This is a genomic window from Puniceibacterium confluentis (assembly GCF_007923445.1).
Taxonomy (GTDB): Bacteria; Pseudomonadota; Alphaproteobacteria; order Rhodobacterales; family Rhodobacteraceae; genus Puniceibacterium; species Puniceibacterium confluentis.
Map to the genome: position 1 here is coordinate 77,283 of NZ_VOJI01000010.1, position 12,278 is coordinate 89,560.

The following is a 12,278-nucleotide window of genomic DNA, read 5'->3' on the forward strand; positions in this document are numbered from 1 at the left end:
CCGAGAACAGCCGCAAATCAAAATTAACAACACATTATCTGTGTGACAGTCCCGGTTGCCGCGCGGACGGCCCTGCCCGTGACAGGGGTGCCGTTCCGGCCCTTGCTCGGGCGGTCCGCAGGGAGGGTATGACAGGAGTGTGGGGGTTTCAGATTCACCAAATTCAAGGAACATGTGACACCGATGTGTCACATGTTGCCTGAAATTATGGTGAGCCCGTCGGGATCCGAACCCGAGACCTACTGATTAAAAGTCAGTTGCTCTACCAGCTGAGCTACAGGCCCACTAGGCGGCTATCTAGAAATTAGCCCGCGGGGGGTCAACCCCAAAAAGTGCATTTTATGACCATCTTGTAACGGCCCCGGATTTCGCCGCACCGCAGCCACTGGAAACGGGTCCGGCGCTGGCGTATATGCGCGCGATGAACATGCGCGATTCCCAGGGGCTGCCCTTTATGAAGATGCACGGGCTTGGCAACGACTTTGTCGTGCTGGACGCTCGTGCGCATGACATTGCGGTGACCCCGGCGCTGGCCGTGGCCCTGGCAGACCGGCACTGCGGAGTGGGATTCGACCAGCTGGCGCTGATCACGCCGACCGGTGCGGGGGATGCGCATCTGACGTTCTACAATGCCGACGGATCGACCTCGGCGGCATGCGGCAACGCCACGCGCTGCATCGCGCGCCACCTGATGGCGGAAACCGGAAAGACGGCTCTGACCCTGACCACCGACCGCGGCACCTTGCACGCGGTGGATGCAGGCGGCGGGCTGACCTCGGTCAATATGGGACCGCCGCAGCTGGACTGGGCCGACATTCCGCTGGCGGAGGCGATGGACACGCTGGACCTGCCGATTGACGGCAATCCGGTGGCGACCGGCATGGGCAATCCACATTGCACCTTTTTTGTGCCCGACGCGACAGCGGTGGATCTGGCCACGCTGGGGCCGCGCTTTGAGCATCATGCGCTGTTTCCACAGCGCACAAACGTCCAATTCGCCTCGCTCGTCGGGCCGGATCACCTGCGGATGCGGGTCTGGGAACGCGGTGTCGGAATCACACTGGCCTCGGGTTCCTCGTCCTGCGCCACTGCCGTCGCGGCCGCGCGGCGCGGCCTGACCGGGCGGCGGGTGCGCATCGACCTGGACGGCGGCACACTGGACGTGGACTGGCGCGACGATGGCGTCTGGATGACCGGGGCGACCATGCATGTGGCCAGCGGCGTGCTGACCGCAGACTGGCTGGCATCGCTGTGAGCGCGCCCAAGTTCACCACGCTGGGCTGTCGCCTCAATGCATATGAAACCGAGGCGATGAAGGCGCTGGCGGCCGAATCGGGCATGACCAACGCCGTGGTCGTCAACACCTGTGCCGTCACGGCCGAGGCGGTGCGCAAGGCGCGTCAGGAAATCCGCCGTCTGCGCCGGGAAAACCCCGATGCGCGGCTGATCGTGACCGGCTGCGCGGCCCAGACCGAGCCGGCCACCTTTACCGCGATGGCCGAAGTCGACGCGGTGATCGGCAATACCGAAAAGATGATGCCCGGCACCTGGGCCACTCTGGCGGCGGATTTCATCGGCGAGACCGAAAAGCTCATGGTCGACGACATCATGTCGGTGACCGAGACCGCGGGCCACCTGATCGACGGCTTCGGCACCCGCTCGCGTGCTTATGTGCAGGTGCAGAACGGCTGTGACCACCGCTGCACCTTTTGCATCATCCCCTTCGGGCGCGGCAATTCGCGGTCGGTTCCCGCCGGCGTCGTGGTCGAACAGATCCGGCGGCTGGTGGACAAGGGCTATAACGAAGTGGTGCTGACCGGGGTGGATCTGACCTCCTGGGGGGCCGATCTGCCGATGACGCCCAAGCTCGGCGATCTGGTCATGCGGATCCTGAGACTGGTGCCGGATCTGCCGCGGCTGCGGATCTCGTCGATCGATTCGATCGAGGTCGACGAGAACCTGCTGGCCGCCATCGCGACCGAGCCGCGTCTGATGCCGCACCTGCACCTGTCCCTGCAGCACGGCGATGATCTCATTCTCAAGCGGATGAAACGGCGGCATCTGCGCGACGATGCCATTGCCTTTGCCACAGAGGCGCGCAAGTTGCGCCCGGAAATGACCTTTGGCGCCGATATCATCGCCGGATTCCCGACCGAGACCGAGGCGCATTTCGAAAATTCCCTGCGCCTTGTCGAGGAATGTGACCTCACCTGGCTGCATGTGTTCCCCTACAGCGCCCGTCAGGGCACGCCGGCAGCGCGGATGCCCGCCGTGAACGGCGCGGTGATCCGGCAGCGCGCGGCACGTCTGCGGGCGGCTGGTGATCGCCAGGTGGCGCGCCACCTCGCCGCACAGATCGGGCGGCGGCACCGCATTCTGATGGAATCGCCCGACATGGGCCGGACCGAACAGTTCACCGAAGTGCGCTTTGCCACACCCCGGACCGAGGGCGCGATCGTGACGGCGCGGATCACCGGCGCGACGGACTCACATCTGCTGGCCTGACCTGCGCGCAGCCAGGCGCAGGCGAAAAAAGCCCGCTGCGCCGTGATCGTGGCGTGCGGCGCTCTACATCTGGTTTGCAAGATACCCCAAAATTGGCCATGACAGTTCAATGACAGCCCACACCAAAGCCCTGACCGTCCATCTTCTGACCGCAACCGGGGCTGTCTTTGCCATGCTCGCCCTGCTGGCGGCGGCGCAAGAGAAATGGTCGATCATGTTCCTGTGGCTGGTGATCGCCTTTTTCGTGGACGGCATCGACGGCCCGCTGGCGCGCAAATACGACGTGAAATCCAATGCCCCGCGCTTTGATGGCGTGCTGCTGGACCTGATCATCGACTATCTGACCTACGTCTTCATCCCTGCCTTCGCGCTGTTTCAGTCGGGTTTGCTGCCGGGCTGGACCGGCTGGGTGGCGATCATCCTGATCACCTTTGCCAGCGCAATGTATTTTGCCGACAACCGCATGAAAACAGAAGACAATTCGTTCCATGGCTTCCCCGGTTGCTGGAACATGCTGGTGCTGGTGATGTTCGCGCTGAGCCCGAATTTCTGGATCATCCTCGGGCTGGTGGGCAGTCTTGCGGTGACGATGTTCCTGCCGCTCAAGTTCATCCACCCGGTGCGCACCGAACGCTGGCGCTCGGTGTCACTGCCCGTCGCCCTGGCCTGGACCTTTTTCGCCGGCTGGGCGGCCTGGGTGGACTTCCACCCGCAAAGCTGGGCGCACTGGGGGCTGGTGGTGACGTCGGTCTATCTGATCTCGGTCGGAATCCTGCAGCAGCTGATTCCGGCGCGGCAATAAAAAAATTTCCAGTGCCCATGCGAAATTACAAATCCATTTGGTTGTGGCAGGTTAGAATTCTTGTTCGTTCGCAGACCGTAGAAAATTCCAAGACATACAGCACATGACTGATCGACAAACATACCCGGAAATCGCGCAGCGCCTTGGTGCCGTGAGGGCGGTGTTTTCGACGCTGTCGCGGAAAGACTGGGCCACGGCTCAGGGCTTCAAGGTCAGTCAGTATAACAACTGGGAAAATGGAACCCGTCGGATACCACTGGAAGCCGCCGACAGATTTTGCGAGCAGTTCAGCCTGACACTTGATTGGATTTACCGAGGGAAATGGGCAGGTCTACCCAAAGATGTTTCCGAGGAACTCCGGAAACACCTTTGAAAGATCCCGACAGCGCCGACGGAAGGTCTGGTCTTTGGTCGTCGATCACGCCTTGAGCCGGTAGCCGGTGCGGAACATTTGCCAGGCCAGTGCCAGCAGCGCCAGCGTCGCCGACAGTGCGACGGCAAAGCCCAGAAGCGGCGGGGAATCCGAGACCCCGATCAGCCCGAAGCGCACCCCGTCGATAAGGTAGAAGATCGGGTTGAAATGGGTGATCTCGCGCAGGACGGCGGGCAGCGCCTCAACCGAATAGAAAGTGCCCGACAGAAAGGCCAGGGGGGTTACCACAAAGTTCGTGATCGCCGCCATCTGGTCAAACTTGTTGGCAAAGATCCCCGCCAGCAATCCCAACGCCGACATGAAGGCGGCGCCAAGGATGACAAACACCAGCGCCACCAGCGGATGACTTGGCACGATGCCCAGCACGAGTGCCAGCACCGCCGCCAGCGCCACGGCCACGAACAGCCCCCGCGCGATCCCGCCGGCCAGATAGCCCAGCACCAGTTCGCCGCCGCTGAGGGGCGGCATCAGCGTGTCGACGATGTTGCCCTGCACCTTCGAGATGACAATCGACGACGACGTGTTGGCAAAGGCGTTCTGGATCACCGTCATCATCAGGATGCCGGGAGCGATGAAGGTGGTGAACGGCACGCCCATGACATCGCCGCGCTGCGGGCCGATGGCGATGGTAAAGATCAGCAGGAACAGCCCCGCCGTCACCAGCGGCGCCAGCAGAGTCTGGGTCCAGACCGCGCTGAAGCGCATCACTTCCCGTCGGGCCAATGTGTACAGGCCCAGCCAGTTCACCCGGCCAAAGCGACGTGTACCCTGCGGATAGGGGGCGGAATCGTGCATATCGGGCTCTCCTGCTGGCGGCAGCCGCTTGTAACTCGGGGTGGAGTGATTAGAATAGGGGGCTGATACGGAATTTTCAGGCGGCCCGCCAGCGTGGCCGCTTTTTCAGTAAGGAACACCCATGTCCTGGACCGACGAACGCGTAGAGCAGCTCAAGAAGATGTGGGGCGAAGGCCAGTCCGCCAGCCAGATCGCAAAAGAGCTGGGCGGCGTGACCCGCAATGCGGTGATCGGCAAGGTGCACCGTCTGGGCCTGTCGAACCGCGTCGGCGCGCCGGGTGCCGCCGAACCGTCCCCCGGTGCCGCTCCGGCGGCTGCCGATGCCGCAACCGACGCACGCCCCAAACCCGCCGCGCCGCGCCCCGACACCAAGCCGAAGATTCCCCAACCCAAGACCGAAAGCGCCCGCCCCGTGAGTCCCGAACCCGAGTTGCAGACCCAGTCCGCCCAACCCCCGGCGCGCCGCGCGATCATCCCGGCAGGTCAGCCCCTGCCGCCGCAGCCTTCGGCCAACGAGATCAGCCCTGAGGCACTGGCCAAGGTCAACGAGGTCGAGAAGAAGGCCAAGAAGCTGTCGCTCATGGAGTTGACCGAACGCACCTGCAAATGGCCGGTCGGTGACCCCGCCACCGAACACTTCTGGTTCTGCGGGCTGCCGGTACAGCAGGGCAAACCCTATTGCGAGGCCCATGTCGGCGTCGCGTTCCAACCGATGTCGGCCCGCCGCGACCGCCGCCGCTGATCACCGCCCCCTGGATAACCCTACCGGGAACGCTCCTGAGCGTTCCCCGAGGCGTTGATGGTCCCGGTGATGCCCGTCCGACGGGCAGCCTCCGGCGGTTCTATCAAGACAAACTGCCCTGAAAACTCGGGCGGCGTGAAGAATTCCGCCGCCGGCAAGGCCGCATCTCGCGCTTGACGCTAGTGCCCGCACCATGCCTACGCGAACCGCCGAGGATCGCCATCGGCGGCATTTCATCAGTGGAAATCATCTGGAAAGGCGCCGATCCTGCGCAAGAGACCGATAGCACACTGAATGGGCGGGCTGCGGAATCGGCACACCATTTCTGAAATTTCCCATTCTGACGAGTGGAGTGTGCGCGTGAGTTTTCTGGAATCCTACTCTGAGGCCAAAACGACGGCGTCCAAGTTCGAAGGCATGATTTCGCCGCTGAGCATTGCGATCTTTCAATCCCTGTTTGCCTTTCACAAGGCGAACGACGTTACCGGCGACCTGATCGAGTTCGGTGTGTTTCGCGGAAAATCGGCCTCGGTCCTGTTGCGGAATCTCAATTCCGGTGAAACCGCGTATCTTGTCGATGTCGTTGGCTGCCCGGACTTTGCCAGGCCGGATGCAATTTCCGGGCAGTATGAATTCATCAAGGGCAAGGGCAACACGTTTTCCGTTTCCGACGCCTTTGCCAAATCGGTTCCGGCTTCTTTCAGATTGTCGCACCACGACGGCAGTCACCGTTTCAACAATGTCATTGCCGAAATGACATTCATGGAAACCCGATTGGCGCCACGGGGGATCGTGATCCTCGACGATTTTCTGAACCCGGCCTACATGCAGGTGGTTGCTGCCAGCTTCAATTACCTGGCGACCAGAAGCTCCGGGCTGGAGTTCCTGCCCTATTCGAACAACAAGGCCTACCTCTGCCACAAGGAGGATTTCGATTTTTACAGCCGGTTCATCATTGAGAAACTGCTCTCTGACATCAATTCGGCAGAGTTCGACTGCATGTTGGCCCGGTCCGATAACCATCCGGTGTACCGCGCGTTCTCGCTCTACCCCAAGAACCGGCCCGGTCTGCCGGATTTCTACGGCACGGACTTTCTTGGCGACAAATACTATCGTCTCGGCTGATCCGGCACAGGCCCTGCGCGTCGCATCGCGTGGCGGACCCAGCCCACGGGGCGGCCATCGGCAGTTTTCCCGCCAATTCTCCGGTCGGCTGAACAAACCCTTTGCCTCGCCCGGCAGCGCTTGTATGAGGGGCAATGTCCCAGAACCCGCCGAATCTCCGCCCCGACCTTGCGCCCAAAGCCACCCTGCCCTCTGACCGGCGCGCCGGCCAGCCCACCCTTGGCATGGTTTCGCTCGGGTGCCCCAAGGCGCTGGTCGACAGCGAACGCATTCTGACCCGCCTGCGCGCCGAAGGTTACGGCATCTCGGCCGATTATGCCGGCGCCGATGCGGTGATCGTGAACACCTGCGGCTTTCTGGACAGCGCCAAGGCCGAAAGCCTTGAGGCGATCGGTGAGGCGCTTGCCGAAAATGGTCGGGTGATTGTCACCGGCTGCCTGGGCGCCGAACCGGACTACATCCGCGAGCATCATCCCCGCATCCTGGCCGTGACCGGCCCGCACCAGTACGAACAGGTGCTGGACGCCGTGCATCTGGCGGTGCCGCCGGACCCGGATCCGTTCATAGACCTGATGCCTGCGGCCGGTGTCAAACTGACCCCGCGGCATTACAGCTATCTGAAGATTTCCGAGGGCTGCAATCACAAATGCAAGTTCTGCATCATCCCCGACATGCGCGGCAAACTGCAGTCGCGCCCGGCCCGTGCCGTTCTGCGCGAGGCGGAAAAGCTGGTCGAGTCGGGTGTGAAGGAGTTGCTGGTGATCAGCCAGGACACCTCGGCCTATGGCACCGACTGGAAGGACCGTGACGCCAAGGCGCCGATCCTCGAACTGGCGCGCGACCTGGGCCAGTTCGGCGCCTGGGTGCGCATGCACTACGTCTATCCCTACCCCCACGTCCGCGAGCTGATTCCGCTGATGGCGGACGGGTTGGTGTTGCCCTATCTCGACATCCCCTTCCAACATGCCCACCCCGAAACGCTGAAACGCATGGCGCGCCCCGCGGCCGCTGCCCGCACGCTGGACGAAATCGCCGCCTGGCGCGAGATCTGCCCCGACATCACCCTGCGCTCGACCTTCATCGTCGGCTATCCCGGCGAGACAGAGGCCGAGTTCCAGACGCTGCTGGACTGGATGGACGAGGCGCAACTGGATCGCGTCGGCTGTTTCCAGTACGAAAACGTCGCGGGTGCGCGGTCCAATGCCCTGCCCGATCATGTGCCCGCCGAGGTCAAGCAAGAGCGCTGGGACCGGTTCATGGAAAAGGCGCAGGCAATTTCCGAAGCGAAACTGGCCGCCAAGGTTGGCACGCGCCTGCAGGTGATCGTCGATCTGGTCGAAGAAGACGCCGCGACCTGTCGCACCATGGCCGATGCTCCCGAAATCGACGGCAATCTGTTCATCGACGACGATTTCGATCAGCTCAGCCCCGGTGACATCGTCACTGTCGAAGTCGACGAGGCCGGTGAATACGATCTCTGGGGCCGACTGGTCTGACCGGCGCTATGGCGACTCGATTCTGGTGACTCGCCAAGTTGACGCTAGGTCTGGCGCTCAAATGGCCGAGACCTGCAAGAACTTACAGGTTTATACCGCAAACCTGTAAGTATTACCCTGTCCGTCAGGATAGGCGGCGCAAGCCAGACGCTGACAGAACAGATCTTTCCGGGTAGTATCTCTGTATTGGGTCGGTCAGTTTTCGGGGGGAAGCCCAAACATAAACCGACAGAGCTGCAACAAAACAAGCGCCGTACAACCGTCTGAATAGCGAAGCTTTTTTGTTCAGCTATCAAACTTTTTGGTGCCATCTGGCGCCGACAAACATTTTGCACAACCTTTTCAGCATGATAGAATGCCGCTTTCGGGCGGCATTCTTTTTTTTACGCAGGATCCGTCGCCCTGACCCAACACACGACGGTCACCCGGATTTGACCGGTACAAAAAGCCCGCTGAACAGAGTGAACGTCCCCAACAGGAATCCCGAGATCACCGGCGAGATCGGAATGCCCAGAACGTCCCAGACTTCGGCTTTCATGGCATAGGCCCAGATCGCGAACGCCACGCAGCTCAGCACCGCGTGCAGCCCCCAGGTTCCGGTCTTTGCCGCATCGGCGGCCATCTTCACGTAAAACACCGTGCCGATCAGGGCGACGCAGAACGAGGCAAGCGCAACAAACTCGTTCGCGCCGATGGCACCGGCGCGCAGGCTTGCGACCCCGCCATCACCTGCCGCGACCATGCTGTTGGCAAAGATGAAAAATGCGATCACTTCGAGCGGGATGTAGTTGCGCACCCGTTCGATATAGCTTTGCCCATCCTCATCCGGGACGGCGTCGTCCTTGCCCTCTCCGCCCGCCGCCCTCCGGGCGTTGTGCGCGGCCACAGCGCTGCTCTTGAGCACGGTCGCCGTGGTCAACTGGAACGGCAAGCGGGATGTTTTCTCAATCGGTTCCAGAGCCTGATTGGCAATTGTCATCTCTACACCCTAAATTTCTTATGGCAGCTGGGGCCAGGTCCCCCAAATGTCGCATCGTGAAATCAACGTTCATTCGTGTGCCGCCCGGGATCGCGGCCAGTCTGATCAAGTTAGCGCCTGTGACTTTATCCTTGTCCCTGCATTGTCCATTTCGATCAGAATTTCCGGCCCGTTCAATCCCGGACGATTGAACGGGTCGGGCAATACGCCCAACGACATCGCAAGCGCGGCGAGTTCCGCACGTGATTTGGCCTGGGTATTCTGCATCAGCGCATTCATCCGTTGGCGGACAGCCGATATCGAGATGTCCAGTTTGGCGGCGATTGCCTTGTCCTGCAGGCCAGATCCAATCAATTCCAGAAGATCCTGCTGTTTGTCGGTGATCCGGTTGCGTTCACTGAACTCCTGATTGAAATGATAGAGGTAGCGCTGGTGTCCCATCAGGGCCGCGGTATTTAACGTCCAGCCGTGGGCGCGGATAATGGCCTGCATTTCGCGGCGGGAATGATCACCGGCAAAAGTAATAAGCGCAGCCTGTGGCGGAGCATTCAGCCGCAATGGAATAGAGAACCCGGCGCGGATACCGTGTTCTGCCGCTAATTTAAGCACCTCGACGCGTTTTTGCGGAACATGGCGGTATTCTTCAATAAACTCTATGCCGATCATTACCGGCGTCAGGTAATTCATCGCGTGGTCGCGGAAATAGGACCACCTCTGAAGCTCTGGATCCATATTAATTGTATGCAACCACGAGGAGTCATATGACGTGCGGACAAACAGGGTTTTTTTCCAGTCCCGGTACGACGATGCCGAGATGAAATCGACAAAAGGCAACTGCACCTGACGGCCCAGAGCGACGATCAGCCGCCACACGTCGCTGGAATGACACGTATTCTCAAGGTCCTGCAGGAAACCTTGCAGCAGGTCGGGGACATAACATTCGGCATCAACGAGCGGCCGACGTTCGGGGGGATGTGAATCAGACAGCTTCTATCTCCTGATACGTTCAGTGAAGTTCCGGAACGTTCTGCCTTGCTGCCTTTATACGCTGCGGCAACGCGGCATGTTCAAATCTCAATTTCTTCTCAATTGGTTTTATTGTACGCCAATCGGGCGTGGCTGTCAGCGCGTAATTCCACATTCTTTGCAGGGCTTGCCAATCGGCCGCCTGCCCGGCATGACGGGGCATGGCAAAACTATACTTTCACTACTCCACGATGAATGCTGGAAAATCGACTCTGCTTTTGCAGGCCGCGCACAATTATGAAGAGCGCGGCATGGCGACGTTTCTTCTGACCGCTGCGGTCGACCGTCGTGCAGGCCCGGGACGAATCGGATCGCGCATCGGGCTGGGGCGCGAGGCCGCAACCTTTGCGCCCGATACCGATCTTTTCCTGCTTCTGTCCGGAGAGCACGCCAACAAGGCCATTGCCTGCGTCTTTGTCGACGAAGCGCAATTTCTGACCCCGGATCAGGTCTGGCAGCTGGCGCGCGTCGCCGATGATCTGGGGGTCCCGGTGATGTGCTACGGATTGCGTGTGGACTTCAGGGGGGCGTTGTTCCCGGGATCAGCCACCTTGCTGGCCTTGGCGGATGACCTGCGCGAGGTGCGCACCATCTGCCATTGCGGACGCAAGGCGACGATGGTGGTGCGGCAGGACGGATCAGGGCGGGCCGAGACCTCGGGGGCGCAGGTCCAGATCGGCGGCAACGAGATTTACGTATCGCTGTGTCGGCGGCACTGGCGCGCGATGGTCGGTGACGGCGTGCAGTCCAGCGGCTGAACGGGTATCCGGGTACTGGCAGCGCAGCTTATCTGGCGGCGACCGGCTCGACCGGCAGATCGGCGTCGCGCCAACTGCTGAACCCGCCCCCCAGGTGCGAGACCCTGTCCAGCCCCATGTCCTGTGCCGTCTTGGCGGACAGAGCCGAGCGCCAGCCGCTGGCGCAGTAAAAGACAAACTGCACGTCTTCGGCAAAGATCGGCTTGTGGTACGGGGATGCAGGATCAATCCAGAATTCCAGCATCCCGCGCGGACAGTGAAACGCCCCGGGAATGCGCCCTTCGCGCTCCAGCTCGCGCCGGTCCCTCAGATCGACGAAGCGCACGTCCGCGGCCCCGTGCAGATCCGCGGCTTCGGCAGCGTACAGCGTCACGATCTCGGTCTCCGCCGCCGCGACCATATCCCTGACCCGAACCTTCATGCACTGTCCTTTCGCTCGACCAGCACGGACCCGACCGAATACCCCGCCCCGAACGAACAGATCAGGCCCAGGTCGCCGTCGCCAAGGTCGTCCGAGTGTTTCGAAAAGGCGATGATGGACCCGGCCGACGAAGTGTTGGCGTAGTCTTGCAGGATGTTGGGCTGTTCGCCCGGCTCGGGCTCGCGGCCCAGCACCTTGCGACCGATGAAGTCGTTCATCGTCTTGTTCGCCTGATGCAGCCAGAGGCGGCGGAGCTGATCCGCACGTACCCCCGCCTCGCCGAGGTGATCGCCGATGTGGGCGGAAACCATGGGCAGCACCTCCTTGAACACCTTGCGTCCGTTCTGCATGAACTGCATGTCGCGCCGGTCACTCGTCCCGTCCGGCCGGGTGCGGCGCAGAAAGCCGTTGTTGTTGCGGATATTGTTGGAAAATTGTGTGGCACAGCGCGTCGAGCGGATGGTGAAATACGCCCCCTGCGCGTCTTCGGCCCGTTCGATCACCAGGGCCGTGCAGACATCGCCGAATATGAAATGGCAGTCGCGGTCACGCCATTCCAGATGGCCCGAACAAATTTCCGGGCACACGACGATCGCGCAGCGAACCGATCCGGCCCGCACCATATCGGCCGCCGCCTGTATTCCGAAAGTTGCCGAAGAACAGGCGACGTTCATGTCGAAGGCAAAACCGCCGGCGCCCAGAAGCTGTTGAATTTCGATGGCGATGGCGGGATAGGCACGTTCGTGGTTCGAAGCGGCACAGATCACCAGATCCACGTCACTGCCCTGCCGTTGCGCAGCTTTCAGTGCCGTGCGGCAGGCGTCCAGCGCCATTTCCGCCATGATCCCGGGTTCGTCGTCGTTCCGCTGGCGCAATTTCGGGAACATGCGCCCCGGATCCAGCACACCTGTCTTGTCCATCACATAGCGTTGTTCGATTCCGCTGGCGGAATAGATGAAATCGGAACTGGACGGCGCCTTGGCCTCGATGTCGCCGGCCTCTATGGCGGCGGCATTTTCGGCATTGTAGCGACTGACATAGGCATTGAACGCGGCCACGAGTTCATCATTGGTGATCACCTGTTCGGGCGTGAACACCCCGGATCCGGTGATGGCTGGCTGGTACATGGATTTTCCTCCGTTGCGCCAACCTCAACGCAGCGGGCGGCTTCGGTCAAGCCCGACCTCGCGCAACCT

Annotated in this window: 13 protein-coding genes and 1 tRNA gene; 8 read left to right on the top strand and 6 right to left on the bottom strand. The window is 61.4% G+C overall.

The window, feature by feature from the left end; translation table 11 throughout:
* Positions 1-208: 208 nt before the first annotated feature.
* Positions 209-284 (bottom strand) — tRNA-Lys (locus FOY53_RS12770).
* A gap of 128 nt (positions 285-412) precedes the next feature.
* Between FOY53_RS12770 and dapF the strand changes: the two genes are divergently transcribed.
* From dapF to FOY53_RS12790, 4 genes are all read left to right on the top strand, one after another.
* Entirely contained in the window at positions 413-1,255 is an 843-nt protein-coding gene (gene dapF, locus FOY53_RS12775) for a diaminopimelate epimerase (RefSeq protein ID WP_146589415.1), read from the top strand.
* The gene (gene mtaB, locus FOY53_RS12780) at positions 1,252-2,505 is read left to right on the top strand and encodes a tRNA (N(6)-L-threonylcarbamoyladenosine(37)-C(2))-methylthiotransferase MtaB (RefSeq protein ID WP_146589417.1); all 1,254 of its coding nucleotides are present in this window, start codon (positions 1,252-1,254) and stop codon (positions 2,503-2,505) included. Before dapF ends, mtaB begins: the two co-directional genes overlap by 4 nt.
* Before the next feature lie 109 nt (positions 2,506-2,614).
* Positions 2,615-3,307, top strand: a complete 693-nt coding sequence (locus FOY53_RS12785) for a CDP-alcohol phosphatidyltransferase family protein (protein WP_146589420.1) — start codon at positions 2,615-2,617, stop codon at positions 3,305-3,307.
* A gap of 103 nt (positions 3,308-3,410) precedes the next feature.
* Positions 3,411-3,680 (top strand): helix-turn-helix domain-containing protein, encoded by a 270-nt coding sequence (locus tag FOY53_RS12790; RefSeq protein ID WP_146589422.1) that lies wholly within the window; start codon positions 3,411-3,413, stop codon positions 3,678-3,680.
* A 45-nt stretch (positions 3,681-3,725) separates the two neighbouring features.
* On the opposite strand, the gene FOY53_RS12795 is transcribed toward FOY53_RS12790, so the two are convergent.
* Positions 3,726-4,535 carry an ABC transporter permease gene (locus FOY53_RS12795; protein WP_146589424.1) on the bottom strand — a complete coding sequence of 270 codons (810 nt, stop codon included), beginning with the start codon at positions 4,533-4,535 and terminating at the stop codon, positions 3,726-3,728.
* A 121-nt stretch (positions 4,536-4,656) separates the two neighbouring features.
* Here FOY53_RS12795 and FOY53_RS12800 point away from each other — a divergent pair, with 121 nt between their 5' ends.
* The 3 genes from FOY53_RS12800 (at position 4,657) to rimO (ending at position 7,898) form a co-directional block, all read left to right on the top strand.
* Complete coding sequence (locus tag FOY53_RS12800) at positions 4,657-5,277, top strand: GcrA family cell cycle regulator (protein WP_146589427.1); 621 nt, start codon at positions 4,657-4,659, stop codon at positions 5,275-5,277.
* A 360-nt stretch (positions 5,278-5,637) separates the two neighbouring features.
* Positions 5,638-6,402, top strand: a complete 765-nt coding sequence (locus tag FOY53_RS12805; protein WP_186766597.1) for a class I SAM-dependent methyltransferase — start codon at positions 5,638-5,640, stop codon at positions 6,400-6,402.
* 134 nt (positions 6,403-6,536) lie between these two features.
* Positions 6,537-7,898, top strand: coding sequence for a 30S ribosomal protein S12 methylthiotransferase RimO (gene rimO / locus FOY53_RS12810; RefSeq protein ID WP_146589431.1), 1,362 nt, complete (start codon positions 6,537-6,539; stop codon positions 7,896-7,898).
* Between the two features lie 421 nt (positions 7,899-8,319).
* Here rimO and FOY53_RS12815 read toward each other — a convergent pair whose 3' ends face one another.
* Together FOY53_RS12815 and FOY53_RS12820 are read right to left on the bottom strand one after the other, a co-directional pair.
* Complete coding sequence (locus tag FOY53_RS12815; protein ID WP_146589433.1) at positions 8,320-8,877, bottom strand: hypothetical protein; 558 nt, start codon at positions 8,875-8,877, stop codon at positions 8,320-8,322.
* Positions 8,878-8,982: 105 nt separating this feature from the next.
* The gene (locus FOY53_RS12820; protein WP_146589434.1) at positions 8,983-9,750 is read right to left on the bottom strand and encodes a helix-turn-helix transcriptional regulator; all 768 of its coding nucleotides are present in this window, start codon (positions 9,748-9,750) and stop codon (positions 8,983-8,985) included.
* A gap of 314 nt (positions 9,751-10,064) precedes the next feature.
* Between FOY53_RS12820 and FOY53_RS12825 the strand changes: the two genes are divergently transcribed.
* On the top strand, positions 10,065-10,661 hold the full coding sequence (locus FOY53_RS12825) for a thymidine kinase (protein WP_146589436.1): 597 nt from the start codon (positions 10,065-10,067) through the stop codon (positions 10,659-10,661).
* Between the two features lie 28 nt (positions 10,662-10,689).
* On the opposite strand, the gene FOY53_RS12830 is transcribed toward FOY53_RS12825, so the two are convergent.
* Both FOY53_RS12830 and FOY53_RS12835 read right to left on the bottom strand, forming a co-directional pair.
* Positions 10,690-11,082, bottom strand: coding sequence for a rhodanese-like domain-containing protein (locus FOY53_RS12830; protein WP_146589438.1), 393 nt, complete (start codon positions 11,080-11,082; stop codon positions 10,690-10,692).
* On the bottom strand, positions 11,079-12,209 hold the full coding sequence (locus FOY53_RS12835) for a beta-ketoacyl-ACP synthase III (RefSeq protein ID WP_146589441.1): 1,131 nt from the start codon (positions 12,207-12,209) through the stop codon (positions 11,079-11,081). The genes FOY53_RS12830 and FOY53_RS12835 overlap by 4 nt, the downstream gene beginning before the upstream one ends.
* Positions 12,210-12,278: the final 69 nt, after the last annotated feature.

Coding starts and splice junctions, on each gene's coding strand:
- dapF (WP_146589415.1), top strand. CDS start 413: ATGCGCGCGATGAACATGCGCGATTCCCAGGGGCTGCCCTTTATGAAG.
- FOY53_RS12785 (WP_146589420.1), top strand. CDS start 2,615: ATGACAGCCCACACCAAAGCCCTGACCGTCCATCTTCTGACCGCAACC.
- FOY53_RS12790 (WP_146589422.1), top strand. CDS start 3,411: ATGACTGATCGACAAACATACCCGGAAATCGCGCAGCGCCTTGGTGCC.
- FOY53_RS12795 (WP_146589424.1), bottom strand. CDS start 4,535: ATGCACGATTCCGCCCCCTATCCGCAGGGTACACGTCGCTTTGGCCGG.
- FOY53_RS12800 (WP_146589427.1), top strand. CDS start 4,657: ATGTCCTGGACCGACGAACGCGTAGAGCAGCTCAAGAAGATGTGGGGC.
- rimO (WP_146589431.1), top strand. CDS start 6,537: ATGTCCCAGAACCCGCCGAATCTCCGCCCCGACCTTGCGCCCAAAGCC.
- FOY53_RS12815 (WP_146589433.1), bottom strand. CDS start 8,877: ATGACAATTGCCAATCAGGCTCTGGAACCGATTGAGAAAACATCCCGC.
- FOY53_RS12825 (WP_146589436.1), top strand. CDS start 10,065: ATGGCAAAACTATACTTTCACTACTCCACGATGAATGCTGGAAAATCG.
- FOY53_RS12830 (WP_146589438.1), bottom strand. CDS start 11,082: ATGAAGGTTCGGGTCAGGGATATGGTCGCGGCGGCGGAGACCGAGATC.
- FOY53_RS12835 (WP_146589441.1), bottom strand. CDS start 12,209: ATGTACCAGCCAGCCATCACCGGATCCGGGGTGTTCACGCCCGAACAG.